The sequence below is a fragment of the Streptomyces sp. NPDC048560 genome, assembly GCF_040650955.1.
Classification (GTDB): Bacteria; Actinomycetota; Actinomycetes; order Streptomycetales; family Streptomycetaceae; genus Streptomyces.
This window is the reverse complement of sequence record NZ_JBEZIJ010000015.1, coordinates 25,433-51,057: the sequence shown is the minus strand read 5'-3', so window position 1 is coordinate 51,057 and position 25,625 is coordinate 25,433. Positions and strand designations below refer to the sequence as shown.

18 protein-coding genes and 3 pseudogenes are annotated in these 25,625 nt (G+C 69.0%); 10 read left to right on the top strand and 11 right to left on the bottom strand.

Features of this window, described 5'->3' with window-relative positions; all coding sequences use genetic code 11:
* Positions 1-24: 24 nt before the first annotated feature.
* Complete coding sequence (locus AB0C82_RS32700) at positions 25-456, bottom strand: cupin domain-containing protein (protein ID WP_362849356.1); 432 nt, start codon at positions 454-456, stop codon at positions 25-27.
* Between the two features lie 488 nt (positions 457-944).
* Between AB0C82_RS32700 and AB0C82_RS32695 the strand changes: the two genes are divergently transcribed.
* The gene (locus AB0C82_RS32695) at positions 945-1,439 is read left to right on the top strand and encodes a hemerythrin domain-containing protein (protein ID WP_362849354.1); all 495 of its coding nucleotides are present in this window, start codon (positions 945-947) and stop codon (positions 1,437-1,439) included.
* 690 nt (positions 1,440-2,129) lie between these two features.
* On the opposite strand, the gene AB0C82_RS32690 is transcribed toward AB0C82_RS32695, so the two are convergent.
* The 6 genes and pseudogenes from AB0C82_RS32690 to AB0C82_RS32665 form a co-directional block, all read right to left on the bottom strand.
* Positions 2,130-2,963, bottom strand: coding sequence for a PIG-L family deacetylase (locus AB0C82_RS32690; RefSeq protein WP_362849352.1), 834 nt, complete (start codon positions 2,961-2,963; stop codon positions 2,130-2,132).
* Between the two features lie 463 nt (positions 2,964-3,426).
* Positions 3,427-5,082, bottom strand: coding sequence for a cellulase family glycosylhydrolase (locus AB0C82_RS32685; protein ID WP_362849350.1), 1,656 nt, complete (start codon positions 5,080-5,082; stop codon positions 3,427-3,429).
* A 49-nt stretch (positions 5,083-5,131) separates the two neighbouring features.
* Positions 5,132-8,197, bottom strand: a complete 3,066-nt coding sequence (locus tag AB0C82_RS32680; protein ID WP_362849348.1) for a cellulose binding domain-containing protein — start codon at positions 8,195-8,197, stop codon at positions 5,132-5,134.
* 331 nt (positions 8,198-8,528) lie between these two features.
* Positions 8,529-10,286, bottom strand: a complete 1,758-nt coding sequence (locus AB0C82_RS32675; protein WP_362849345.1) for an endo-1,4-beta-xylanase — start codon at positions 10,284-10,286, stop codon at positions 8,529-8,531.
* A gap of 998 nt (positions 10,287-11,284) precedes the next feature.
* A complete protein-coding gene (locus tag AB0C82_RS32670; RefSeq protein ID WP_362849343.1) occupies positions 11,285-11,743 on the bottom strand; it encodes a PaaI family thioesterase in 459 nt (152 codons plus the stop codon).
* A 50-nt stretch (positions 11,744-11,793) separates the two neighbouring features.
* Positions 11,794-12,223, bottom strand: a pseudogene (locus AB0C82_RS32665) (LysE family transporter).
* 4 nt (positions 12,224-12,227) lie between these two features.
* Here AB0C82_RS32665 and AB0C82_RS32660 point away from each other — a divergent pair.
* Positions 12,228-12,395 (top strand): annotated as a pseudogene (locus AB0C82_RS32660) (Lrp/AsnC ligand binding domain-containing protein); the annotation flags it as partial.
* 260 nt (positions 12,396-12,655) lie between these two features.
* Positions 12,656-13,297, top strand: a complete 642-nt coding sequence (locus AB0C82_RS32655) for a hypothetical protein (RefSeq protein WP_362849495.1) — start codon at positions 12,656-12,658, stop codon at positions 13,295-13,297.
* Positions 13,298-13,669: 372 nt separating this feature from the next.
* Here the strand turns inward: AB0C82_RS32655 and AB0C82_RS32650 are convergent, their stop codons facing one another.
* Complete coding sequence (locus tag AB0C82_RS32650; protein ID WP_362849492.1) at positions 13,670-14,179, bottom strand: GNAT family N-acetyltransferase; 510 nt, start codon at positions 14,177-14,179, stop codon at positions 13,670-13,672.
* A 338-nt stretch (positions 14,180-14,517) separates the two neighbouring features.
* Positions 14,518-16,275, bottom strand: coding sequence for an Imm49 family immunity protein (locus AB0C82_RS32645; protein WP_362849341.1), 1,758 nt, complete (start codon positions 16,273-16,275; stop codon positions 14,518-14,520).
* Between the two features lie 794 nt (positions 16,276-17,069).
* Between AB0C82_RS32645 and AB0C82_RS32640 the strand changes: the two genes are divergently transcribed.
* The 3 genes and pseudogenes from AB0C82_RS32640 (at position 17,070) to AB0C82_RS32630 (ending at position 20,596) form a co-directional block, all read left to right on the top strand.
* Positions 17,070-18,962, top strand: a complete 1,893-nt coding sequence (locus AB0C82_RS32640) for an ABC transporter ATP-binding protein (RefSeq protein WP_362849338.1) — start codon at positions 17,070-17,072, stop codon at positions 18,960-18,962.
* A gap of 325 nt (positions 18,963-19,287) precedes the next feature.
* Positions 19,288-19,545, top strand: a pseudogene (locus tag AB0C82_RS32635) (methyltransferase, FxLD system); the annotation flags it as partial.
* A gap of 106 nt (positions 19,546-19,651) precedes the next feature.
* On the top strand, positions 19,652-20,596 hold the full coding sequence (locus AB0C82_RS32630; RefSeq protein WP_362849335.1) for an NUDIX domain-containing protein: 945 nt from the start codon (positions 19,652-19,654) through the stop codon (positions 20,594-20,596).
* Between the two features lie 195 nt (positions 20,597-20,791).
* Here the strand turns inward: AB0C82_RS32630 and AB0C82_RS32625 are convergent, their stop codons facing one another.
* Positions 20,792-21,229 (bottom strand): DUF2000 domain-containing protein, encoded by a 438-nt coding sequence (locus tag AB0C82_RS32625; protein WP_362849332.1) that lies wholly within the window; start codon positions 21,227-21,229, stop codon positions 20,792-20,794.
* A 49-nt stretch (positions 21,230-21,278) separates the two neighbouring features.
* Here AB0C82_RS32625 and AB0C82_RS32620 point away from each other — a divergent pair, with 49 nt between their 5' ends.
* Positions 21,279-22,088 (top strand): AraC family transcriptional regulator, encoded by an 810-nt coding sequence (locus AB0C82_RS32620; RefSeq protein ID WP_362849330.1) that lies wholly within the window; start codon positions 21,279-21,281, stop codon positions 22,086-22,088.
* Between the two features lie 9 nt (positions 22,089-22,097).
* On the opposite strand, the gene AB0C82_RS32615 is transcribed toward AB0C82_RS32620, so the two are convergent.
* Positions 22,098-22,844, bottom strand: coding sequence for a DUF4386 domain-containing protein (locus AB0C82_RS32615; RefSeq protein WP_362849328.1), 747 nt, complete (start codon positions 22,842-22,844; stop codon positions 22,098-22,100).
* A gap of 141 nt (positions 22,845-22,985) precedes the next feature.
* On the opposite strand from AB0C82_RS32615, the gene AB0C82_RS32610 reads away from it, so the two are divergent.
* From AB0C82_RS32610 to AB0C82_RS32600, 3 genes are all read left to right on the top strand, one after another.
* Positions 22,986-23,669, top strand: coding sequence for a TetR/AcrR family transcriptional regulator C-terminal domain-containing protein (locus AB0C82_RS32610; RefSeq protein WP_362849325.1), 684 nt, complete (start codon positions 22,986-22,988; stop codon positions 23,667-23,669).
* 105 nt (positions 23,670-23,774) lie between these two features.
* Positions 23,775-24,248 (top strand): hypothetical protein, encoded by a 474-nt coding sequence (locus tag AB0C82_RS32605; protein WP_362849322.1) that lies wholly within the window; start codon positions 23,775-23,777, stop codon positions 24,246-24,248.
* 371 nt (positions 24,249-24,619) lie between these two features.
* Complete coding sequence (locus AB0C82_RS32600; protein WP_362849320.1) at positions 24,620-25,345, top strand: alpha/beta hydrolase; 726 nt, start codon at positions 24,620-24,622, stop codon at positions 25,343-25,345.
* The last annotated feature ends 280 nt before the right edge of the window (positions 25,346-25,625 follow it).

Sequence of the window (25,625 nt, the reverse complement as noted above, 5' to 3'; positions counted from 1 at the left end):
GCTCCGTGCCCGAAGCAGGTCGGTTCAGCCCGCTCCGACCGGGAGGGGGCTCACTCGGGTCTCCAGCCACACCGGCAGGTCCAGGAGCCGGACGCCTTCCTGCTCGTCGGGGTCGGTCCGGGCAACCAGACAGACCATGTCCTCGGCGCCGGTGTTCACCGGCATATGCGGGGTGTCCGCCGGGATGTGGATGTAGTCACCCGCCCGCAGCAGCACATGCTCCGACAGCCCCTCCCCGTGCCAGACCTCGACCTGGCCGGACTGGATGAAGATGGCTGACTCATGCCCATCGTGCAGGTGAGGGCGCCCCCGCGTCCCGGCCGGCATCACCAGACGGTGCAGACACAGCCGCTCCGCTCCCACCGACTGGGCGCTGATGCCCGCGCCGAACGTACCGCCCTGGACACCCACGTACTGCCCGGTTCGCACCACTGTGCACTGCTTCTGATCTGCCATACGCGCAGTACAACAGGCCGACGGTTCCGTTCGATCAATTCACGCCAGACGCCGGCGCAGCCTGCCGCTGCCTCAGGTATCCGTCCAGGTCGTGGGGGCATACAGGTACTCCCGACCAGAGGCGCTGTTACGCGACCGGACTCGGAGACGATGCGTCTCGCCCCGGACAGGGCAGCATGTGGGAGATGAGCCCGCGCGGCCACGCAGTGCGCGCAGCAGCACGGTCTTCGCAGCCCGGGGGCCGGGGACCGGGGACCGGACAGCTTCGCCGACGGCGGCACGGGGCCTGTCCTGTCCCGGACGCCGCCTCGACAAGCGCCGCCGGCACGGCATGTCCGAACCGCAGCCACAGCGCGTGCCGGGCCGGTGCCGGCGGCCTACCGACCATCCACTCGGTCTCGCTCCGGGTCGGCCAGGAGGGGCCGTCCGCGCTTGTCCGCTCTTCCCGGGGGTAGCAGCGGAGCACTGGCCAAGGAGAGGAGTTTGTGGTGTCCGAAGCTCGTGACGTGGTGACTGCGATTCTCGAGGACCATCGCACCATGGAGGAACTACTGCGGCGAATGCGGAGTGTCGAGGAGGACCGAGGGACGGCGCTGAGGGACTTTGCCGCGCTCCTGATCGCCCACGGAGAGGCCGAGGAGGCGGAGGTGTACCCGGCACTCAAGCGGTTCCACAACGTGGACAACGAGGAAGTCGAGCATGGAGAAGAGGAGCACCACGAGGGTAACGAGGCGCTTCTCGCCCTGATGGAAGTGGAGGAGCTCGGTTCCGAGGAGTGGGACGAGAAGCTGGAGGAGCTGGCAAAAGCCGTGGCCCACCACCTCGATGAGGAGGAGCGCACGATCCTCAACGGAGCCCGGGAGAGCGTGCCGACCGAGCGCCGCGCCGAGCTCGGTGCGGTCTTCCTCCAGGACCGGGCGAAGCATCTGAAGGCCGATTGCGGGAACATCGACAGCGTCCGCGCGCTGGTCCGTGCGCACTGAACCTTGCAGATGTAAGCCAGCGTCGATCCGGACAAGTCAAAAAGTGCTGCTGGCTGACGCCCCGGAACCCGGCGGTGCATGGCGTCGGGCCGGGGTGCCGTCCGGGCACCAACCGCCCCGGACGGCGGAATGCGGTCTCACTCAATAGCGGGCCGGCAGCCATGGCCGAGGCGTCGTCCACGAAGCAGGAATCCAACTTGATGCCCCGCAATGCGAGAAGGACCAGATGTACGCGTTCCTCGCAGACGCGCGGCGTCCGACGAGATGGTCGAAGCGGGATACCAGCCGTCCTTGCGGCGAGCACGTGCGAGCGGGGTCAGGCACGGCATCCACACCCTCAGGGGCGGCACACCCAAACGCCCCGCTACCGGCTCGGCGACGTCGGAGCGGCCTGGTGCGCCGCCAGGCCATGCGCGACAACCAGCGCACTGTCAAGGCTGATTGGCCAGCAGCGCAACACGCACCGCGATCACGAAGAAGGCCACCGCTCAGGCTCAAAGCCAAGGCACTGTCCCGAGAACCTCACGGACCCGGTTCGAGAACCTCGCCTCCACGCGGAAAATTGAAACGATGCGGAAGAGCAACCGCAGCAGCGGAGCCACAAGCTGATCACCACGGTGCGGGGTGAGGGGCGCGGGACCTCTCCCCCGTACAGCTCGTCGTACTCACGCCCCCGATCGCACGAGAAGATCAGCGCAGTCCGGCGAAGAGATCGTCCTCGGGCAAGGCCGCGCCGGTGGCGTCCTTGACACGTACGAAGGTCTCCACCCCCATCAACTCGCCGAACCTCTCCTTGCCCATCTTGAGGAAGAAGATGTTCTCGCCCTGACTGGCGTGCGCGGCCAGTGCATCGAACTTCTGACCGCTGAACGCGGTGGTGTCGACCCACGTGGTGATCTCATCGTCGGGGAGACCGATCTCGGCCATCGCGGCAGCCTCGGCGGGATCCGGCTCCGGCATGTCCTCGTTGAACTCGCGCATGAGCTCCCCGAACCGCTGCATCATCGAGCGCGGCATCGTCGTCCAGTACACCTTCGGTGTCAGCGCGGTCATCTCCAGCGCCGCCATCGTGACGCGGTTGGCCTGGATGTGGTCGGGGTGGCCGTAGAAGCCGTTCTCGTCGTAGGTGACGACCACGTCGGGTCGGTAGTGGCGCATGAGTTCCGCAAGTCGGACAGCGCCTTCCTCCACGGGGGTCTGCCAGAACGATCCGGGGGCGTCATTGCTCGGCCAGCCGATCATCCCGGAGTCGGCATAGTCCAGCATCTCCACATCGCTGATCTTCAGAACGTCACGGCTCGCCTCAAGTTCTTGGCGGCGCATCAAGGCAACGGCCTTCGGATCGTGCCCGGGATCGCCCGGCTTGATACCTCCGGGTCCGTCACCGCAACCGCCGTCGGTACACGTCACAAGAACCGTACGGATACCTTCCGCCGCGTACCGCGCGAGGACCCCTCCGGTTCCGGTGGCCTCGTCGTCGGGGTGGGCGTGCACTGCCATGAGGGTCAACGGCCGGTCAGTCATGAAACGGTCCTCCTGCTGAACATACGTCTTGGTCCGAATGCGCGGCGGGCGCACCGCGATCCGGGAGCCCGGATGCTGATGGGGCGGACGACCCGGTTTCATCCGTGTCTCCCGCCCGTGCAGCGCCGGTGTCTCTGTGATGCAACCGCGCGAGCCGGACCCGCTGTTCCCGACAGAGCCAATTGATCTACGAGGCGTCTGAGGGCGAACGCGAACGTCATCGCCGCCGATGGCACGCACAGAGCCGTGCGGGCGACTCTCGGCGCCTCCGTGGCCGGCGGCCTGGCTGAGTTGACGATCAACGTCCTGTTCCCACGGACCTCCGACCGACACCTGCGGCGAGAATCCACCGCAACCTGCCCGATCACCACGCCGGAGCCACCATCTGCACCGCGCCGGACGTGTCCGGGTCCCGGAAATTGCCGGGACCCGGACTCTCGCCTGCCCTTTCGGCCTCGCCGGCTCAGCCCATCGTGCAGGCCCGTCCGTCCAGGGCGAATGCGGTGGGGTTGCCGGCCGCCGCGCCGGTGCCGCCGGCGACGAAGCCCACTGTCACCGAGCCGCCAGCCGGAATGACTCGGGTGTAGTCGGCAGGGGTCACTCTGACGTCACCGCCGGTCTGGGACGGCGCGCCTCCCCACATGTTCTGGACCACCTGACCGTCGGCGAACCTCCAGGTCAGAGTCCAGCCGTCGAGGGGTGTGGTGCCCGTGTTGGCGATCCGCACATCGGCTTGGAAGCCGGAGTTCCAGCTGTTCACCACGGTGTAAGTGACCTTGCACCGGCCGGGGTCCTCATCCGGCGTGTCCGTGGTGAAGGCAACCGCTGCCGAGCGCGGCGAGCGGTTGCCTGCCGCGTCACGGGCGTAGACCGCGAAGGAGTAGGCCGTGCCGGGGCTCAGTCCGCCGAGGGCGGCCGAGGTGGTGGATGTCGAGGCCCACGACGTCTCGGTGGAGCCGTCGAGCCGCACCACGTCGTAAGCCGTGACGGCGATGTCGTCGGTCGACCTGGCCCAGCTCAGCTGCGCCCCGGTCGAGGTGATTCCGGCGGCCGTCGGTGTGCCGGGGGCGGTGGGCGGGGTGGTGTCGTCGGATCCGCCCGAGTAGATCCCGGCCTCTCGGGCCGTGGCCGCGATGCCGTTCGGACCGTTGAAGATGCGGTTGCCCCAGGCGGTCAGCTGGTCGGGATCGAAACCCGTCACCATGTCGAGGTACTCGACTCCCCCGCCGTTGCCGCTCCAGGACCAGCCGAGATAGCCGAGGCCGAGCTGCTGGGCGGTCCCCATGATGGCGTCCTCGTCCGGGTCGCCGTCGGAGTGGAAATCACCGAACTCCCCTACTACCAAGGGGAGTCCGGCGGTGACGAAGCGGTTCAGATAGTCCTCGACCTTGGCCGCGGTGTTGTAGACCCCGTACATGTGGATCGAGAAGACCGTGTTCCGGTCGGGGTCAGCGGCGAAGACCGACGCCGCGTTGTCCCGCATGACGTTGGCCCAGTCCTGTCCCCAGTTGGGGGCGTCGACCATGATGGCGTGGTCGAAACCGGCGCCCCGCAGCTTGACGATGGCGTCCTTGGTGTCCTTGGTCCAGGCCTCGTAACCCTGGTTGCCGTAGGGTTCGTTGCCGATGTTGAGGATGACGTGGTCCTCTTCGCCCTCCAGCGCGCTCTTCACACTGATCCAGTAGTCCGCCGCCTGATCGAGCGTCGCGGCGCCGGACTGCTCGCCGTAGCCGGTGGTGTCGTGGACCTCCAGCACGCAGATGAGCTTGTTCTGCTTGCAGCGGGAGACGGTGGCCGCGACGTCGGCGGTGTCGTTCTTCGCCCAGCGCCGGCCGGAGGCCAGCACCACGCGGACGCTGTTGGAGCCCTTGGCCTTGATCTGGGCGAGGGCGGATGTCTGGGTCTGGTACCAGGTGTGGGCGTGATTGACGCCGCGCAGGATCAGATCGCTGCCGTCACCTTCGACGATCCGGCCGTCACTGACGTGAATGCCGGTGGGGGCGGCCTGCGCGGCAGGGGCGGCCACCAGGCCGGCCGCCACCAGGGCGCCGGCCGCGCCCAGCAGCGCGGCGGCCTTGATGCCCAGGCGCCTCGCGGGCGTGTTGGATCGCGCTCTCATGTGCGACTCCCGTCAGAGTTGTTCGCGTTACGTGGACAGGTGCGGGCCCTCACGGAGCCGTCCCCCAGGCCAGGGTGCCGCCGGTGTACGCGGCGACCTTCGGCGCATCGGCGTAGGCCGTGTTCGTGCCGCGGCTGTAGTCGTCGGACTCGTCGAAGCTCGTCCAGTCGGAGCGGTTGAGGCGCACCTGGATCTCGCCCGTACCCGCACCGGCTGCGAGGCCGCCCGCTGCGGCCGTGAAGCCGATCTCCAGACACCTGTTCGCACCGGCGGGCGCGCCGGAGACGGAGACCACCCGGTGGGTGATGTTCCCTGCGCCCAACTGCGCCCAGTCGCACCAGGTCCGGTGACCGGCGGTGCCCGGGGCGTCCGCGAACCAGTAGCGGATCGTGACGCCGGACAGGTCCATCGGCCCACCGCCCGTGTTGAAGAGCTTCAGGCCCATCGCGATCGAGTTGTCCGTGGCGTTGGAGCTGCTGTTCTTGTACTGGACCCTGACCGTGCCCGTACCGCTCCCCCCGTCGCCGGTCTTGGCGGTGATGGCAGCCGATGCCGGAGATACGTTCCCTGCGGCGTCCCTCGCCCGGACCGCGTACCCGTATTCGGTCGCGGCGGACAGGCCGGTGTCCGTGTACGAGGTGGTCGTGCTCGTGCCCACGGATACCCCACCGCGCAGCACCTCGTACGCCGTCACCCCCGTGTCGTCAGCCGAGGCCGTCCACGACAGCGACACCGTGCTGCCGGTCACCGCCGCGACCGTGAGGCCCGCGGGAACCGTCGGTGGCGTCGTGTCGCCGCCCGGGGCGCTGCCGTCGGAGACGTCGGCGAAGAGGATGCCGCGGCCGTTGGTGCCGAGATAGACGCGGCCGTGGATACGGGGGTCACCGGTGATGGCGTCGCCCATGTTGCCGAACTGCTGCTGGTCGTCGTTGATACGCCGCCAGGTGCCGCCCGCGTTGTCGGAGGCGTGCACCCCGTCCACACCGCCGACGCTGCCGGCCAGGTAGAGCGCGGGGTAGGTGCTGCCGGGGGCGGCCTTGCCGTAGCCGATGCCCACGCCGGAGTCGACACCGGCGGCCTTGGTGAAGCTTGCCCCTGAGTCGGTGGAGCGCCACAGGCCTCCGGTACCCGTGAGCCATATCTCGCCCTCCTTGCCGGGCACCGGCTTGAACGCCGCCTTGTCGGCCGGCAGTCCGGTGGCGGCGGTCGCGGTGAAACCGGCGCCGCCGTCGGTGGACAGGTAGAACCTCCCCGCCGCGTAGCCGTAGAACTTCCGGGGGTTGCTCCGGTCGGCCCGGACCTGTGCCCCTTGGGGAATGCCCGAGGCGGCGGTCCAGGAGCTTCCGTGGGTGGTGGTGCGCTGCACCTCCGCGCCCGCCGGTGCCCATACCGCGGCCGAACCGTCAGCGGCCACGGCGATGGTGCCGCCTCCGGTGACGCCGCCCGGTTCACTGCTCGCCTGGAACCAGTTGGAACCTGCGTCTGTCGAGAAGGCCGCGCGGTTGACACCCGGGTTCGCGGTCTTGTCGATGTTGCCGCAGCGGGCCATCACGGAGGGGTTGAGTTCGGCGAAGTCGATGCCGGTGGAGCTGCTGTAGTTCGGCTGGGTGTACATCAGCGCGGGGACCTTGGTGAGGTCCGTGTGCTTGAAGCCGCCGATATCGCCGAGCGCGGAGAACAGTGGCGCGCCGGTGGGCGGGCTGACCAGCTCCAGGACGGCGGTCTCCTCCAGCCCCTTCACCACGGGCCTGATCGTGATCTTCGTGCCCCGGTCCCAGTCGGTGAGGTTGGTGGCGCCGTAGATCGTCGCTCCGGTGCCGTACAGGAAGCGGTCGGGATCGTGCGGGTCGATCTCCAGCGCCTCGGTCATCCAGCCCAGCTTGGGACTGACCTCGGGCGGACTGGGGTTGGCGCCGAAGGACAGCCAGGGCACTTCGGAGACGTCGTGGGTGTAGCGGAACGAGCGGGTGGGGTATCCGGCGTAGTCCCAGGCCCGGGTCCAGGTGGCGCCCGCGTCGGTGGAGCGGAAGATGACGAGGTCCGGCCACCAGGAGATCTGGGTGGCGACCATGAGTGTGCCGGGGCTGGTGCGGTCGATACTCAGACCCGAGTAGCCGAAGAAGGCGTCGCTGCTGTCGGACGGGACGGGACTGATCCGGGTCCAGCTCGCGGCGGTGATGTCGTACCGCCACACGTCGCCCTTCCCACCGTCGTACGGACCGCCGGTGTCGGACGTGGCGATGTAGAGACGACGGCCCGTGTGGTCGAGCACGCCCTTGTGGGCGAGGTAGCCGGTGGGCTGACCGGCCAGCCGGGTCCAGGTGGCGCCGGCGTCGGTGGAGCGGTAGACGGTGTTGTCCTTGTCGGCGACGCCCACGTAGATGTGCCGGCTGGCGGTTCCCGGGCTGCCGGTCGTCGGGTCGAAGACGACCCAGACGACACCCTGGATGTCGCTGGAGTAGCCGTTCGTATCGCTCGCGTCTGCCACGTAGGTGCCGGGGTTGGTGAAGCTCGTCACCTTCGCCCAGGTGACGCCCGCGTCGACCGAGCGCCACAGGCCGTTGCCGCTCGGCGCGCCGAAGTACAGCACGCTGCCCTTGTTGGGGTCGACGGCCAGCCGTTCCCCCATGCCGCGGCCGGGCATGTTGCCGCCGAGTTTGAACGGCAGCCGGGCTGCCTGCCAGGTGGCTCCGAGGTCGGCGGAGCGCAGGATGGCGCCGTTGTTCGGATCCCACGAGTTGGTGTACATGCCGACCGCGGCGTACACCCTGTCCGGGCTGGACTCGTCGATGGCCATGGAGACCACACCGTTCCAGCCCCACTCGGACCGGCCCACCCAGTCCAACAACGGGATCCAGGAGGATGTCGCGGGGTCCCAGCGATAGGCGCCGCCGATGTCGGTACGGGCGTAGATCAGGTCCTTGCGGGTCCGGCTGAAGATGATGCCGGGGACGAAACCGCCCCCGTCGATGCGGACGTTGCGCCACGCGGCGGGTGCGGCCGCGGCAACCACACCCGCGGTGGTGGCGTACGCGGCGGGCGCGAACGGCAGCCGGGCGAGCAGGGGTACGCCGGCGGTTGCCACCGCGAGGCCGATGAAGCGTCTTCTGTCCATGGGTAGGAGTCAGCCCTTCGGATGGGGCTGTCCCTGGGCCCGGGGCACCAGGGACAGCTCTGTGGGTGCACTCGGCCGCGCTGGGCGGCGGTGCTCCCCGGTGGGGGTGTTGGTGTGGGACGTACACGTGCGTTGAGCGGCGGACGCGCGGGGGACGGAATGGAACAGGCGAGGGAGCCGGTCCCTTGCCGCGACGCGAGCTCGCCCTGGTGCCGACGTGGTGACGTCTTGGAGATGCCTGGGCGATGCCTGGGTGCCGGCGTGGTGACGTCTGCGAACTGCAGCGGTGACGCCGGCACCCGGTCGTACCGAGAGCCCGTCGGGTGCGGGATCAGGGCTGGGTGCCCCAGGCGAGGGTGCCGTTCACGTAGACGCCGATGGTGGGGGCGTCGGCGAAGGCCGTGTTCGTGCCGCGGCTGTAGTCGTCGGCCTCGTTGAAGTTGGACCAGTCGGCCTTGTGGACCCGCAGCTGGATCTCGCCGGTGGAAGCCGCCGCGGCGAGGGATCCGCCGGACAGGTTCACCTTCAGGTAGTGGTCGGCACCGGGCGCTGAGCCGTTGGCCGCCACCGAGTGGGTCAGGCTGGAGCAGCCCAGCTGCGCCCAGTCGCACCAGGTGGTGTACGAGCTCGCGCCGTCGGCGAACCAGTAGCGGATCTCCACCCCCGACAGGCTCTGGGCGCTCGATCCGGTGTTGACCAGTTGCAGGCTCATCCGGACCGTGTTGTCGGTGGCATTGGTATCGCTGGTCCTGTACTGCACCTTCAGGTTTCCGCCGCCGGTGCCGCCGGGTGAGGTGGTGGCGCTCACCGCAGCCGACTGCGCCGAGGCGTTGGACGCCGCGTCGCGGGCCCGGACCCGGTAGCTGTGCGTGGACGCGGCGGACAGGCCCGAGTCGGTGAAGGTGATGCCCGAAACCGAGCCGACCAGCACCCCGTCGCGGTACACGTCGTAAGCCGTGACCCCGATGTCGTCGGTCGAGGCCGTCCACGCCAGCGAGGCGGACGAGGAGGTGGTACCGGTCACCCGCAGGCCGGCCGGAACGCTCGGAGGCTGGGTGTCGTCTCCGCCGGTGTGGCCGAGGGCGCCACGGACGGCATCCAGCAAAGCGGTCTTGGGCCGCAGGTCGGCGTCCCACGGGGTGGCGTTCCCCTCCCCGCTGAACGTGCCGGGAACCCAGGAGTACTTGTCGGTGTAGTCCCAGACGGTGATGCCGACGCACCGGGTCACGGCCATGCACGCCTGGGTGACGCGGCCGTAGTAATCGATCTGTGTCTGGTACTTGGCCGTGTCCTGGGGCAGCCGCATCCGCACGTCGAGTTCCGTGATCGCCACGTCCAGGCCCAGGTCGGCGAACCGCTGGAGGTTCTCCTGCATCCGGTCGGGGAAGCCGTACTGGACCGCCAGGTGGGCCTGGAAGCCGATGCCGTCGAGTGGCACTCCGTCGGCCTTCAGCTCGCGGGCGAGGTCGTACATGGCGTCGCTCTTCGCGCCGAAGCCCTCGATGTTGTAGTCGTTCAGGTAGAGCTTGGCGTCCGGGTCGGCGGCCCTGGCCGCCCGCAAGGCGTACGTGACGTACTCCTTGCCCATCGCGTTGTGGAAGGGCGAGGAGCGGAACGTACCGTCCTCGTTGAAGGGCTCGTTCACCACATCCCAGGCGTACACCTCGCCCCGGTAGTGCCCCGCCACGTTCGCGATATGGGTCTCCATGGCCGACCGCGTCTGGTCGGCCGGCAGCGACGAGACCCAGCTGGGGAGCTGGCTGTGCCACACCAGGGTGTGGCCGCGCACGCTCTGGCCGTGCTGCCCGGCGAAGTCCACCACCGCGTCGCCCCTGGCGTAGCTGAACTGACCCCGGGCGGGCTCGGTGGCGTCCCACTTCATGGAGTTTCCGGGGGTGATCTGGCCGAACTCCGAGCCCAGGACAGCCGTGTAGGCCGCGTCGCTCAGCTCGGAGTTGTCGGTGGCCGAACCGAAGAACTTACCCTCGGCCGCCGCGAGCTCGTGCAGCGTCGGCGTCGCTGCGGCGGCCTCGGCCGTCTGGAGGACGGGACCGACGAGCAGCGCGGCGAAGACGGTGAGTGTGGCCACAGCTGACCGGACAGGCCGGCTGACAGCGAAGGGCGTGCTTCCGGCCGAGCGCCGCGCACGGCGATCGGCATGCCAGGTTCTGCGGGGACCTAATGGCGCCAGCGGCATTGCTGGGTCCTCTCTCCGTTGCGGGAGGTGCCGGTCGTGCGCCGTCGGACGACGCATGTTCCGGGCGCGGCGAGCGCCGTAAGGGTGGCCGAGTTCCGCTTAGGCACAAGCGGAACTCGGCCCCTCCTCACGGCTCCAGGGGGAGGTGCTGCAAGCCTTGAGTGCTTGGGAGCGCTCCCATGCTTGGGAGCGCTCCCACAGTGCTGGTTGGTGGTGGACCTGTCAAGAGGCCTACGCAAACGGGGAGTTGGCCTGCGAAGACTCCTGAGATGCGCGCTTCCGCTCCGACCGCTCGGGTGCCGCCCTCTCCCCCCGGCGAGGCCATCAGCGAGTTCGACGCCACAACGGCCGCTTTGCGTAAGAACTCGCCGACTGCCCGTCGTAACCGATTCGTGCAGGCATCAGGCCGACGCCGTAGGCGCGCAAGTCGTCCCCGACCGCGAGCAGTCGCTCGTCCGATTGCCACAGTGCCAGAGGGCCTGGCGCGTGACCGGAGTGCGAACGGCTGCCAGCCGGTGACTCCGCGCCGGAGGAACCGACCATCGGCGATCGGCGCATCGACGGCGTACGAGGCAACCGACCGATCCAGGTACGCGGCCGCGCAGCAACCCGCAGCCCGGCGCCGGATCGCCTCGGCCTCCGGGCGCCTTGCCGCGATGGCGCCCCCTGCCTGGAGGGCGGCGTTGCCGCCGACATGGCCGGAATGAAAGTGCTCACGACCAGGCCGATCGCTCCCGCGCAGGTGCGGGCTCAGAAGGCGGGTGTCCTCGGCGTGGGCCACCAACCCTGCTGCCGTGCGGAGTCGACCACCGCCCGCGCATCAGCAGGATGTCGGCTTCGGGGAAAGGCCACTCACCAGGTCACGCAGGGCGGCGACAGGGCGGGCGTACTCACTGGCCGGGCCGGTCGATGCGGATGAGTGTCTGCTGGCCGTTGGCGACGAGCTTGCGCTCGCCGCTTCGTTGGACACCGAACACCTCCAGCCGGCACACGGTCAGAGTCCGTCCGGACTTCAGGACGGTGCCGATCGCCTCCAAGTGGTCACCGGCGGCGGGGGCCAGCAGGTTGATCTTGTATTCGACGGTGAGAACGTCCGAGTCCTCGTCGAACAGGGTGAGGGCCGCATAGCCGCCGGCACTGTCGGCGATGGCGCTGGTGGCACCGGCGTGGACGTAACCATGCTGCTGGGTCACCTCCGGGCGGGCCGGGAGCACGATGTGAACCCGGCCGGGGGAGATATGGCCGAGGTGTGCGCCGAGGTGGGACATCAGGCCCTGCAGGCCGAAGCTGTCCTGGACACGCTTCTGGACCACGGGACTTGCCTGTTCCTGGTGCGCCCGGTCTTCCATGTGCGTGCTCTCCTTCGGTTACGTATCGGGGGGGGAGCGTGACGCGCTCCTCAGCCGGCCAGGCGATCCACCAGCAGGAAGGCGCCGATGGCGATCATCATGGCACCGCTGGTCCGGGTGACGACCCGGGCGGCAGAGGGCCGGGCTTTCAGGACCGTGCGGGCCAGGACGCCGACGCCGAGATAGACGACCGCGCACGCGATCAGGTGCACCACGCTGAGCAGCCCGGTCTGAGCGGCGACCGGCCAGCCATCGCCGGTATCGATGAACTGCGGGAACAGCGAGAAGTACAGCAGCAGCCTTCGGGTTCAGGCCGCTGATGCCGAACCCCTTGAGCATGACCTGCATGCGGGAGGCATCCGCGCTCCCACCAGCGACTGCCGGCACGACCGGCTGCCGCAGCACGCCCCGGCCCAGCCACAGGAGGTAGCCGGCACCCGCCGCGGTCAGGCCCGTGAGTGCGGCCGGAGAGCGAGCCACGATCCGCCTGTTCGGCGAGCCCGACTACCTCCTGCGCGTCGCGACTGCCGACCTGGCCGCGTTCCAGCAGCTGTACGACCAGCAGCTCGCCCGACTGCCCGGGGTCCAGCGCCTGACCTCCACACTCGTCATGAAGAACGTCATCGACGACCGGCCCCTGCCCGAAAACTAGCCGTCGCGGAACTTGTGCGCTGAACGTCGCAGCGATGGCACCCCACCTGACGCTGCGCTGAGCCGAGCTCCTCCGGGCTGCGGACGCCACGGGCGCGGAGGCGGCGGGTCAGCCGGGCAGTTCCCATACGACGGATCGCGGCCGGGGTCCGGTAGCCGTCGAGGAGGACGACCGGACCGGCGCCGGTGAGGGCAAGGGTCACGCTCAACAGGTGGCGCCCGTATCGGGCTGTCAGTGGCTGGTGGGACGCTATCGGCGTGATGATCCAGGGATACGAGGACAGCCCGCTGGTCGCCGGGGAATTGCTGCTGGGCCGCCCGGGCTTCTGGTCGAACCACCTCATGGCGATGTGTGCTGACGGGACGTGTGCCGCCCGTCCGGCTCCGGAGTGGTTCGGCGATGACGGCGCTGACACCGACGCGTTGTCCGAAACTCTCCTCGACTCCGAGCGGTGGCCTGCCTTCCGCGTGCGTGCCGCCGACGGTCCCGGAGTCGTGGTTGTCTACCGCAATCTGGTCGGCGACTACGGCATCGACTACCTGATCACCCGCGCAGGCCGGAACTACGCCCAGCAGAACGCCGGCGGTGAAGGCCACCTGCCGAGGGGCGGGCTGACATGGCAGGAACTGGTCCGAATCGCCGACACTCCGTCCCGAGCGGCCGAAGGGGTGCAGGACCCTGCCGCTCGCCTGCTCCTGATCCTCCCCCTCTTCAGTGACCTGGACATACCGTCGGCGGCACGGGCAAGGACCCGCGCCGCCCTGACAGCGGTGGGAGCACCGGAAGACACGGCCACCGACACGGCGCAGCACCTGATCGACCACCTGATGCGACGGCCCTCGCACGATCCCAGGTGGGCGTCGCCGCTGAGCCATGGACAGAGGGCGGGTCACGGTTGCTGATGAAGCGATCATGATGTGGCCGGTCACGGTGTCGGCATTCTTGACGGGACCCGGCTTGCCAGAAGCCGAGGAGTCGGTCTGAACGGTTCGGCACCGTCCAGACTGACTCGAAGTCCTGCAACTTCGCCGAGTCGGCCCTTCCGGGCGGCGCCTCGTCGATCCGGTCGAGGACGTAGTCGCAATCTCTACCAGTCGGCCGCGCTGTGCCACGTCCGACCGCAGGACGGATCAGTGGCGGCGTGCGAGGAAAGCCCGGTAGGCATCAATGGTCTGGGTGGGTAGCCGGCTCAAGGTGGCGTTGCTTGGGGAACCGTCCCCATGCGTCTGTCTTCGGCGCGCTTCGCAGGGGTCCCGGCATGTCGGGCACCTGTCTCAGGTCATGTCAGTGGCGGGGTCGATGGTCCAGTGGTTGGTCTGCAGAACTCGACCGGCGAAGGGCACGTCCCGCTCGCTCACAAACCTGAAACCGAGGGCGCGGCAGATACCGTTCGACGGAGCGTTCTTCGTCGCCGGAAATGCATGAATGAGCCCCCACCGGCCGTCGTCGCGAGCCAGCTCAAGCAGCAGACGGACGCCTCGCTTGGCAAGTCCCAGCCCCTGGAACTCCGGGAGCACCATCCAGCCGATCTCGGACATGGGCTCGCCATCGCTTTGGTGAGGCCACAAGGTCACGGTTCCCGCGACCCTTCCTGGCTCCCCCTCATCGGGCACGATCATCTTTGTCCAGTCCGTGTCCGCCGCGGCCCGTTGGACATCACGTCGGACCTTCGACTCCATTCCCTCGCAAGGCAAAGGGCCTCCGAGCTCGACCATCATGACCGGGTCGCATCGCATCCGGATGTAGGCATCGAGGTCGCCGTACTCAACATCGCGTAGCAGCATTGCTTTTGCTCCCTTGTCCACTGGTCTCTCGTTCTCCCGCGATCATTCCGGCTCGCTGTCGGCCACGGACGTCATGGCTGGCGACTGCTGACATCGGCTGCATAGGGGCCCGACACCTCACCGCCCGCAGCCGACCTCGCATCGGCGGATACCTGAGGAAGCGTCACTTCCGGCTGCCGGACGCTGCTCACCGGCCGCATCCATGCCCGTGCGGCGCGGTCGAGCGCCCGGGGAGCTGTACGTACGCGACCGCAGCCCCACCGACCCCCTGCTCACCGACTCCCGACCCCCGCGGTCAGGAGCCGACGTGGGGCGTCGGGGCTGCGAACCCCACCCGCCTAGAAGGGTTCAGCGGCACTCAGGAGACTCTGCGGAAGGTAGGGGGATTCGACGCGGATGTCCCAGCCGCGGCGGCGGGCGTGGCAGGCCAGCGCAAGGATGTCGATGTTGCAGGACGCATCCGGATCGTCGGCCCGGTCGGCAACCTGGTAGTAGTCGCGGTGGGCTTCGAGCGCATCGGCCAGGGCGAGGTTGAAGCTCTCCTCGTCGCCCTCCACGAGTTGCGACAGCAGCACGGCCGGCCGCATCGCGAAGCCCCAGTCCTTGGCCTTCTCGTCCTGCTGCAAGGCCAGCTCCGCTGCCGGTTCGGGATCCGAGCCCTTCAGATAGGAGTGGAGGGCTTCGCGGTACGCGGTGAAAGCGGAGCCGTCCGGCCGGGCGAAGGCCGGGCCGGTGAGAACCAGCGGGACGAGGTCCTCGCGTGCACCGGTGATCAAGGCGAAGGCAGTGGCCCTCTCCCAGTTGTGGGCGCCGGCTTCCTGCTTCCTCGCGGCCGGGTAGCGCAGCTTGCGGCCGTCGATGGTCACCTCGACCTCGGTACCCGGCTCCGCGAGGGCGATACGGAAAAGGGCCGCCCCCACCTGGGATGCCAGACGAAGGTTGGCGAGCTGGGCGTCCGTAACTCCGCCGGGGCTCCCCGCGCGCCACTTGAAGAGGCGCTCCTGATCGCCCATGACGCTACCGAGCCGCCATACGGCGAGGAGTTCCCCATCAATGCGGGTGAACGCCTCCCTGGCGTTCTCCTCGTACATGGCCTCGATCTCCGGGCTCACCGTCCAGTCGAAGGCCGGCCGCTCCACCACCAACGGGCCTGCGTCGAGCGCGGCCACCGCATCCGGCCGCCGGTCCCGGCCGAACCCCGCGACCCGAGGGCCTCGGCTCTCGAAGCCGGTGACGAGAGCCTGCGGGAGGTAGTCGCTGCGGACCGCAGGGGTCCATCCAAAGGTCCGGTACGCGAGCGCGGCGAGAGCAAGGGGGACGAGCGGGAGAAGGCTGCTCGGGGAGGCTGAGGGGCCATGCAGGGTGGTGTGCCTGGTCAGGAGCTCGGCCAGCCCGGCGTCGAAGGCCTCCCGGTCCCCTGCGGTCAGGGCGCGCAGCGTGCGCAGCGCTACGCTGTCCGGCCGGTCCAGGAGAGGCTCGCCCGACTCCTCGGCGCGGCTGCGGATGCGGTCCAGAGCCGCGTCGACGGCGGCGAGCTTGGCCTGGGCGCTCGGCGGGTACTCCTCGTCCTTGCCGGTGTCGTCCAAGACCGCAGCCATCAATCCTGTGGCGAGCTCACCGCCGGGCGTTCCCTGCGCCTGCTCGGCGAACTTCTCCCGGGCGAAGTGGAAGGCCTCGCCGTGCCACTTGGCCTTGTCCCGGAGAACCGACAGGCAGAGCGCATCGATCCACTCCCCCGGCCTGATGCTCTCCGCGGGGGCATCGTCACCCGGGTCGTAGCTCATGCCGAAGTTCACGTACTCCAGGAAGACCTGGAAGCTGCAGTGCGGGTGGTACGCCGCGTAGGCGACGGCCCCGGCCGCGGCCTCGGCGGCGTCCTTGAGTGCGGCCCTGGCCTCCGAGGAGTCAAGGTCGGGTGTCTCGACGGAGAGGGCGCCCAGGTAGTCGAGGAACTCGTCAGCAATCGACTGCCATTCGTAAGTGGCCATCCGGCCGGCCCTCGACATGGACCGGACCTGGCCCCCTATGCGGTTCGTGAAGTCCTCGCGCGCTGCCGACACGACCTGCTCGCCCACCTGGTGACGCTCTATTCGCACTACCCTGCTCCTTGATCGAATACGGAACAGCCTAGGCGCGGGATCCGCGAGACCAGCACTGCGGGGCACGGTGCTTGGGCCTGTCGTCAAGGTCGCTGGCCGCGGCCGTGGCCGCAGCCGGTGCGTGGCCGTGGCGTGGCCGTGGATCACGGTCAGGCGGCCCACCCCATACTCACTGCCGGAGTCCTTCGGCCCAGGCAACTCGTCTGCTGGTGGCATGAGTTGGCTGACACTCGCGTCGAGTCGCCACCTGAATCGGATGTGGCCGTCGTCGACGTTCGGCTCGGACTGACCGCGTAGGAGCGCGGAGCCGAAAGACTCCCCGCCGGATTGCGTAACCAACTCACCACTGCGCCGCGTACCAGCAACCGACGATTCGGGAATCGCCAACCGCACAGAATCGCTTGCCAAGCCCCGAGCGGCTGGCACGGCTCAACAAGGACGATCTTGATCAGGCGTGAAGCCCCCACGGCTCCCGGCACGAGCTCCGCCAGGGCCTGGGCGGCGCCCCAAAGCCCTTCGTAACAGCCATTGTTGAAGTCCCGGTCATAGCGGGCAGCTCTGCCTCACCGTCGGAGTCCGCAGCGCATCAGCTGGGCCGGCGTGGGGCATCGGCGTTTCGGCCATCCCCTCCCTGTGCGGAATCCGCGCCCTACACGGGTCGGTGCATCACACACACTGCGCAGCTCCCGCAGCCAGGCGGATTCCGTCGCGTCTGAAATACGTGTGTTCGATATACCGCCTGGCGTCGTTGAACCCACGACAGAGTCCAACCGGCGATCCAGGGGGACCAGATGACCTCGGGCGAGTCTCACAGCACACGCAATGGTGCTCCTCCTCCGCCGCCGCCGCCGGCCGAGATCACCTACAGCGGGCAGTACTCCGTCAATCCGCTCGCGGAGGTCAGCTTCCGGCGGATGTGTGCCCAGATCCCGGCCGTCCTGACCAGGATTGCCCGGCTCTCGTGGCAGACCGACCGGAAGGCAGCCCAGCTTCTGGTGGTCTGCCAGCTGCTCACGGGCGTCTCAGCCGCTGTGCTCCTGGCCGCCACCGCCCGCGCCATGGGCCCCGTCCTCGGCGACGGAACCGCCGCCGAGCGTCTGCATGGCGCCCTGCCCGCGCTGCTGGTGGTGGCGCTCGCGGCAGCGCTAAGCCGTGGCGCGGGGGCTGCGGCAACGTACGCCGAGCGGCGGATCACGCCTCTTCTGACCACGGAGACGGACAGCGCGCTCGTCGAGGCGGTCTGCCGCGTCGAGGCTTCCGCCTATGCGGAGGACGGGTTCTCCGACCGGCAGGAGGCGGCAGAGATGGGGGTGATCCGCACCCACGTGATGGTCACTGACGCCCAGCGCTTTCTGTCCGCGCTGATCCGGATGCTCACTGCCGGAGGTGTCCTGTCGGTGCTGAACCCGCTGATGCTGCCGCTGCTCCTCCTCGCTGTGCTGCCGGCCGGAATCGGAGCCGTCCTCAGCGCCCGAGTCGACTACGAGATCCACTACGCCAACATCAGCGACCGCAACGTCCGCGGCATGATGCGCTGGTGGGCGACCACGTCGAAGTACGGCGACGAGGTCCGCGCCAACTCCATGACCGACTACCTCACCTACTGGTACCGGGCTCTGTCCGACCGGTGTGACCGGCGCACGCTGGCCGCCGCCCCGCGGACCCTGCGGATCGCCCTGCTCTCCGCGCTTGCCGGCGGTGTCTTCCTGGTCGCGACGTGGGGCGCCCTCGCGTGGCTTGCCGTGACGGGCCGGATCGAACCCGCTGTCGCCGCCACGGCCGTCATCGCCGTACAGACCACGCTCGCCGCCCTCTCCCAGGTCGTCATCAACGGGGCCGCTGTCTTCCACACCAGCCTGTACCTGAGTGACATGCAGGCCTTCCTCGACGACGCCGTCGCCCGCGCGCCCCAGCGCGGCAACCGCGAACTCACCGCGCCGGTCGCGGAGATCCGCCTCGACGAAGTCGTGTACCAGTACCCCGGCAAGGAAAAGCCCGCCGTGGATGGTGTCTCCCTCACCCTGGAGCGCGGCAACATCCTCGCGATCGTCGGAGCGAACGGCTCCGGAAAGTCGACCCTGACCCGACTGCTCACCGGGATCTACCTCCCCGACAAGGGCAAGGTCACCTGGAACGGCACCGACCTCGCCGACGTCTCCCCCGCCAAGGTCTGGTCGAACACAGGCCTGGTCCCGCAGATCTTCGCCCAGTGGCCGCTGCGGGTCCGCGAGAACGTCACCCTCGGTCAGCCCCGCTCCCGCGATGACGCAGCGGTGTGGGAGGCCATCGAGGCGGTGGGCCTGCGGGACGCCGTCGAAGACCTCCCCGCAGGGCTCGACACCCTCCTCGCCCGCGACGTCTTCGGCGGCTCGGAGCTTTCCGGCGGGGAATGGCAGCGCGTTGCCTGTTCCAGGGCGCTGTACCGACGGCCTGAGCTGTTGATCCTCGACGAGCCCACCTCCCAGATGGACCCGCGGGGCGAGCACAAGATCTTCGAACGGATCAAGGCCATCGCCGCCGACCGCATCACCATCGTGGTCACCCACCGCCTCGAGAACACCAAGATCGCGGACCTCATCGTCGTGATGGAACAGGGCCGGATCACCGAACAGGGCTGCTACGACGACCTCGTCCACGCCGGCGGAACATTCGCCGAGCTCCTGGAGCTCTCCCAGGACCGCTGAACCACCCGCCCGCCCACAGCCAGCCCGCGCCCCGCAACTCAAGGAGTCGTCTCCCCATCCCGGACCGCGACCGCCGACTGCGGTCCCCCGCTCACTGAATCAGGTCCCCTGCCGCTGCAACACGACGGAGGCGCGGGAGGGGCCGAAGCACTCACGGCCGAGCTGACGCGACGGGGGGAGCGACGCCTCGCGGCCCGACAAGGCCGAGATGCCGTGAGTTCGAAGCCCAAGCCGCCCAGCACGCCTCCGCCGCCCCCCATCCCGCTCCGCCCCAGCTCCCCCGACCGTCACGGATCCGCGTGACACCTCTGCCCGGAAGGCCTCCGTGTCGAATCCCCCAGCACCACATCAACAAGAACCCGCCATCCTCCGCAACCACCTCGCCGACCAGCTCGTCGCGACGGAGCACATTCGCAGTACTGCCGTCGAGGCCGCCTTCAGCACCGTGCCGAGGCATGCCTTCGCCCCCGAGGCGTCGGCGGAGGCCGCGTACGCGGACGACAGCATCCCGATCCGATACGCACACGACGGCCGTATCAGCAGCTCCATCTCCGCCCCCTGGCTACAGGCCGACATGCTCGAAGCCGCACACCTCCTGGCAGCGCAATCACCGCGCCGCTCTCTGCCCCCGCATCACTGTCCGGCCCAGCCAAGGTCCGTCCCCGGCCGACCGAGTCGGCGGCCCTCATGTGTTCCGCAAGAGGCACACGGCGATCACGATCAACTGGCCGGTGATTCCCGGCACCGCTGCTCTGCTCACCGACGACCAAGGCCGATATCTGCTCCACCTGCGCTCCGCGACCAAACCGATCTGGCGCCCAGGCCACTGGGCCCTGCTCGGCGGGAACACGGAGAAGGGTGAGCACTGCGACGAGGCGATCTCCCGGGAACTCGACGAGGAGATCGGGCTCTCGATCCCGGACCTGACCGGTTTCGTCACCCTGGACACCCTTGATGCGAACGGGGCCTTCAAGGGCTGTGTCCGCGTCTACCACGGCACGCTCAACCGGCCCGCGCACGAGATCGAACTGCGCGAAGGCATCCAGCTGCGCTGGACCCACATCGAGGAGACAGCGGAGATGACCATGGACCCCGGAGCCGCCGCCGTCCTCCAAGCCCATCGGGGCAGTCCGCGCCCGGCCCCCGGCAATGACGGCACGCTCCCCACCGTGCGGGTCCGCGAGCCGAGCGATCACCGCGGCCGCAGCATCATCGGTGCTCACCTTGTCCTCATCCGCAACGGAAACATCCTGCTCGGCAAACGACACCCGAACAGTGCTTTCGCACCGTCAACCTGGCACCTGCCGGCCGGACACCGCGAGCAACACGAGTCTGCGATGGCCTGCGTGATCCGGGAGGCGCAGGAGGAAACGGGACTCACCATCGAGGAGGCGGACCTGTCACTCGTACACACCCTCGACCTGCTCGACCCCGGCAGTGCGATTCCTCGTATCCAGCACTTCTTCGCCGCGTCCCGGTGGTGCGGCGAACCGGTCGTCCTCGAACCGGACCGCTGCACCGAGTGGCGATGGTGGCCGCTGACCGCCCTGCCGGAGCCGACGGTGGACTACACCCGTGCCGCTCTGGAAGCCATCTCCCGCGGCACGTTCTACAGCGCGATGGGCTGGGCCTGACGCCGACCGCTCCACGCCACCCCCTGCGTAGCTCCTTCGGCACCTCTCCTCCATATACGGGAAGAGGTGCCCGCACCTGGTCGCCCAGAAAGCGTTGAACTGCGGTGACGGCTCCGCACCGCCTTCGACCAGGTAGGGGAAAGTCGGGTCGTTGCGCTGTCGTGCGGTGCCGCCTCTGCCGTGGATTCGCGCTGCTCAGGGATGCATACGCGCGCCCTTGAGCGCCTTGTCCACAGCGTTGCGCGGCCCGTACACGGCCATGCCGACCAGATCGAGATGCTCCCCGCCCACGGCCCGGACGGCCGCTCGGTTGTCCCGGTCGTTGCCCGTGCCGAACAGATCCGACGTGAACAGGGCCGTCGGCAGCGAGCGGGACAGCGCACGGCCGTGCGCTGCGGTCAGGGTCTCCTTGCTGCCTTCGAAGATCAGCACCGGCTGGCGGAACATCGGCAGATACGTGGTGTCGTCGGCGTCCTCGTACGGCTCGCCGATCACCTCCGGTGTCACCGTGCCCAGTCCGCTCACCAGGAATGCCGTCACATTCAGCCGCTGCCAGGGCTCAAGGTCGTCCCGCAGCAGGACAGCGATCTTCGTATCGAAGCGGACGGGCACGTTCTTGTCCTCGGTTCTCATGCTCTGAGACTCCAGGGTGCCCGCCCCTTGCGTCTTGTACGTTCCTTGCATGGTGACCCGGCAGGAGATCTCCGCCTGGCGCCCGCCGGTCGCGGGTGTCGTGGAGGTCTTCCACGCCCACTTCACCGAGCACGCCTACCCGATGCATGTCCACGACGCGTGGACCTTGCTGATCGTCGACGACGGCGAGGTCCGCTACGACCTGGACCGCCACGAGCGCGCGACCCCGGGCGACACGGTGAGCCTGCTCCCGCCGCAGGTCCCCCACAACGGCTCGCCCGCAACCCCTCGCGGCTTCCGCAAGCGCGTGCTCTACCTCGACATGACGCAGCTGGACGAGCGCTACATCGGACCGTCGGTGGACAGTCCGGATCTCGCCGATCCGGTCCTGCGCAGACGCGTCGGACAGTTGCACACGGCCCTTACGGCGCGGGGCGACGAGTTCGAGGCGGAGAGCCGACTCGCCCTCATCAGCGAGCGGCTGCGCGAGCACCTGCGGCCCGGGCCTGTCCCCGTCGGCGCACGACCCGACCGCAGTGTGGCCCGGAACCTGCGCGACCTCCTTGACGAGCGGCTGCTCGGAACCGTCACCCTGGAGGAGGCCGCCCGTGCGGTCCACGCCCATCCCACGCATCTCGTACGCGCCTTCAGCGCCGCATTCGGTATCGCTCCCCACCAGTACATGGTGTCCCGCCGCGTCGATCTGGCCCGCCGTCTCCTGCTCGACGGACGGCCGCCGGGCGAGGTCGCGACCGCTGCCGGGTTCTACGACCAGTCGCACCTCACCCGGCACTTCAAGCGAGTCGTCGGCGTCACCCCGGGCCGGTACGCCCGCAGCCGTGCTGCCGATGGCTTTTGACCCGCACGGTCACTTCGTGGCGGTCGGCACCGCCGTCAAGGTCGGGTCGGCCTCACGACGAACACCGGCAGGAGCAGCCGCTTCTGCGTCTGCCCGGGCCGCGGCGCCTGAGCCGGGCCCGAACCCCTTGACGATCAGCCACCCGGCCAGCGCGAGTTCCCAGGCGAACACCGGGAGTGCGGCGGCCGACCCCGCAACCGAGACCTGCGCGTAGGCCCCGAACATCACGGCGACGCCCGAGGCACAGATCAGCGGCCCGCCGACCAGCCCGAGCACGGCGATGAAGCGGGGCACGAGCCGTGCGCGGTACGCCAGGTAGGCAAGCAGGAGGGTGTTCAGGCCGAGGGCGAGGTTGGGCCCGAGCAGGAACGTCCAGTCGTGCACCGCCGCCAGCGCGACCTCGGCGCCGTCCGCCGCCCCGACGTCTCGCCGCAGGGTGACGAGCGCCAGGACGGCAACGATCCCGAAGGCGATGACGGCAGCCTCCAGCAGCCGCCCGAAGGCGTACCCGAGGGCGAGTCCCTCGCCGTGACGGCGCAGGACGGGGAACAGCGCCGCCCCCGTGCCGGCCACAGCCACCACGAGTACCACCTCGCAGAGCGCGCCGAGCAGCGCCCACGTGTCAGCGCCCTGCGCCAGCCGGCCGTCCGTCGCACTCAGCAGGGGGCGGTAGAGAACCGCCCCGGCTATCGCGGCGGCCTCGGTCAGCAGGAACAGCGACCCGGCGGCCACCGCGGTTCTCCGGTCCGGACTCATGTGTCGGCACCCCTCGCTCGATGATGGTGTACGCCGTACACCAGGCAGCAGGTGTACGCCGTACACCTCGATCGATCGTAGGTGTACGACGTACACTCGTCAAGGAGAGGATGCTGCCGAGGAGGAAAGGGCCCAACCGGAATGACCCGGCAGGAAGCCACACACACGCAACGGATCCCCCTGAACAGGGACCGCGTCCTGCGCGCCGCCGTCGCACTCGCCGACGCCACCGGCATCGACGCGCTCAGCATGCGCAGGCTCGCGCAGGAGCTGGACGTCGTACCGATGGCCCTCTACAAGCACGTGGCCAACAAGGAGGAGCTGCTCGACGGCATGGCCGACGCCGTCGTCGGCGAGATCGACCCGCCGGCCGTGGGCCCCGACTGGCAGCGCGTGGTCCGCGGGCGGATCCTCTCGGCCCGACAGGTCCTGCTGCACCACCCCTGGGCGGCGCGGGTCATCGAGTCGCGGACCGGCCCCACCCCGGCCGTGCTGGCATACCTGGACTCGATGGCCGGAAGCTTCCGGGCCGGCGGCCTCTCCGCCGACCTCACGCACCACGTCATGCACGCGATGGGCAGCCGCCTGCTCGGCTTCAGCCAGGAGCTGTTCGACACCTCGGGCCCCTCCGGCCCTCCGGACCCGGGCCTGGCGGCGCACTATCCGCACATCGCGGAACTGGCCGCGACGGCCGCACACGACGGGGGCTCCACGGTTGGTGGCGGCTGCGACGACCAGTTCGAGTTCGAATTCGCTCTAGACCTCCTCCTGGACGGCTTCGAAAGCCTCCGCCGCCAGGGCTGGACGTCCGCGCGGAAGGTGTAGCGGATGCCGGTGACTGGTCCAGAGGCGAACGGCGGCCGAGCAGGGGGCCGAACAGGGGGCCAGCGTCCCGTGCCGGCGGGCATGCGCTCTCAGCGGGCAACGCCTGTGGAGATCACCGTCCAGTGGATCCGGACGACCTGGACGAAGGAATCGCGGGGCGGAGATGCTGCGGCTCGAAGGAACGCCTCCCCGATCGGCTTCGCGCTCCCGCACGAGGCGGCTCCCCTCGCGCACGTGATCCGGATGCATGAGTGCGACGGCTTCGAGCCGTATGACAGCCGGGAAGGCCTGAGCAAGGTCGATGTCCAGCTCCGTGAAGCAGATGGTCAACTGCGGGTGCTGCCGCGAGTGCAGCCTCTGCTCGGCCTGCCACCTAGGAAGCGGCGGCCACCAGCTGTCCGGCTCGTCCCTGGACAATGGGTCCGCTGGCAGCTCAACTACCGTTTCAGCAGCGCACTGGGGATTCGGGGCTGGACGTACTGGCTGGACACGTTCAACATCGCATACGGCCCGGCGAATGCTGATGTGTTCTTGTCCGCCCCCACCCTGTTCATCGATGAGTGCGGACCACTCCGATAGGTCGAGCCGACGTGGTTGTCCGATGGATCGTTGGCCCTGGGCTTGGATTGAGCGAGGCGGTAGCGGTAGCGGTAGGAGCCTGGGATCCGTGAACATGTTCGTTCACCCGCCGTACGTCTCGTTCGAAGCGCTCGCGACAGAACTGTCCTCCTCACGCTCCGTCAGAACCTGGAAGGGGAGACCGCGGAAGCCTCCGCATAGAAACTCGTTGGCGGACCACGGCCACCATTGCTAGTCTCCCGGAGGCCGTGCTGGAGAACGAGGAGGTGGTACCCGTGAACATATCGACATGGGTGCTCTCCTGCTGGGTCACGGTCGGGCGATAGGTCGTCCGGGAGCGCCGTTCAAGCGCATTCCCGAAAGGCACGACCATGCACTTCACTTCCGAGCAGCGCCTCGACGACGGCGTCATGGAACGCGAGTTCACCCTCGGCGAGATCCCCGGCACTCTGTGGACGCCCGCATCCGTCGCACCGGCCCCGCTCATCCTGATGGCCCACAACAACGGCCTGCCCAAGGCGGACCCGCGGCTGATGGCCCGGGCCCGGTACACCGCCGCGCGCGGCTACGCGGTGGCCACCATCGACGCCATCGGCTGCGGTGACCGGCCCCGTTCCGCAACCGACGAGCAGGCCCGTACCCACCTCCGGCGCGCGATGCAGGCCGGCGAGCCGGTCGACGAGATCTTCGAGTCCTTCATCGGCCCGCTGGTCGAAAACGCGGTCCCGGAATGGCAGACGACCCTGGACGCCCTCCTTGCACTGCCCGAGATCGGCGGCCCGGTCGGATACTCAGGGGGGTGGACCGCCCTCGGCATCCGCCTGGCGGTGGCCGAGCCGCGCATCGCGGCCGCCGGGTTCTTCGCCGGCGGGTACGTGCCGCTCGCCCAGCGGGAGGAGGCCCGCCGGGTCACCATTCCGCTGTTGTTCCTCCTCCAGTGGGACGACGAAGGCAACCCCCGGCAACGGGCCCTGGACCTGTTCGATGCCTTCGGCAGCACAGAGAAGACGCTGCACGCCAATCTGGGCGGGCACACCGGCACACCGTGGTTCGAGCTGGAAGACGGCTGCCGATTCTTGGACCGACACCTGAAGTGAGGCCGGCCGTCCGGCGGGCAGCGGACGGCAGGCGGTGCGGGCCAGGATGCCGTCATCGAGGACAGGCCCCGGTCCTCCTCGATGGCGGCGGCCCACAGATACACAACCACCCAGATCTCGGTGGTACCGCCGTTGATCGCCGGTGCAATGGTCCCTTCATCTACTTCGGGATGGCCTGGAGCAGGGCCGAGGAAGCCTCGGCCTACGCGGCAGGACTGGCGAACTCGATGGGGCTGCTCTGTTTCGCCGTGCAGCAGGACCGGCTCAAGACCTGAATGGG

What these genes read in the sequence shown, in the direction of transcription:
- AB0C82_RS32700 (WP_362849356.1), bottom strand. Translation starts at nt 456, where the DNA reads ATGGCAGATCAGAAGCAGTGCACAGTGGTGCGAACCGGGCAGTACGTG.
- AB0C82_RS32690 (WP_362849352.1), bottom strand. Translation starts at nt 2,963, where the DNA reads ATGACTGACCGGCCGTTGACCCTCATGGCAGTGCACGCCCACCCCGAC.
- AB0C82_RS32685 (WP_362849350.1), bottom strand. Translation starts at nt 5,082, where the DNA reads ATGAGAGCGCGATCCAACACGCCCGCGAGGCGCCTGGGCATCAAGGCC.
- AB0C82_RS32680 (WP_362849348.1), bottom strand. Translation starts at nt 8,197, where the DNA reads ATGGACAGAAGACGCTTCATCGGCCTCGCGGTGGCAACCGCCGGCGTA.
- AB0C82_RS32670 (WP_362849343.1), bottom strand. Translation starts at nt 11,743, where the DNA reads ATGGAAGACCGGGCGCACCAGGAACAGGCAAGTCCCGTGGTCCAGAAG.
- AB0C82_RS32655 (WP_362849495.1), top strand. Translation starts at nt 12,656, where the DNA reads ATGATCCAGGGATACGAGGACAGCCCGCTGGTCGCCGGGGAATTGCTG.
- AB0C82_RS32650 (WP_362849492.1), bottom strand. Translation starts at nt 14,179, where the DNA reads ATGCTGCTACGCGATGTTGAGTACGGCGACCTCGATGCCTACATCCGG.
- AB0C82_RS32640 (WP_362849338.1), top strand. Translation starts at nt 17,070, where the DNA reads ATGACCTCGGGCGAGTCTCACAGCACACGCAATGGTGCTCCTCCTCCG.
- AB0C82_RS32625 (WP_362849332.1), bottom strand. Translation starts at nt 21,229, where the DNA reads ATGAGAACCGAGGACAAGAACGTGCCCGTCCGCTTCGATACGAAGATC.
- AB0C82_RS32620 (WP_362849330.1), top strand. Translation starts at nt 21,279, where the DNA reads ATGGTGACCCGGCAGGAGATCTCCGCCTGGCGCCCGCCGGTCGCGGGT.
- AB0C82_RS32615 (WP_362849328.1), bottom strand. Translation starts at nt 22,844, where the DNA reads ATGAGTCCGGACCGGAGAACCGCGGTGGCCGCCGGGTCGCTGTTCCTG.
- AB0C82_RS32610 (WP_362849325.1), top strand. Translation starts at nt 22,986, where the DNA reads ATGACCCGGCAGGAAGCCACACACACGCAACGGATCCCCCTGAACAGG.
- AB0C82_RS32600 (WP_362849320.1), top strand. Translation starts at nt 24,620, where the DNA reads ATGCACTTCACTTCCGAGCAGCGCCTCGACGACGGCGTCATGGAACGC.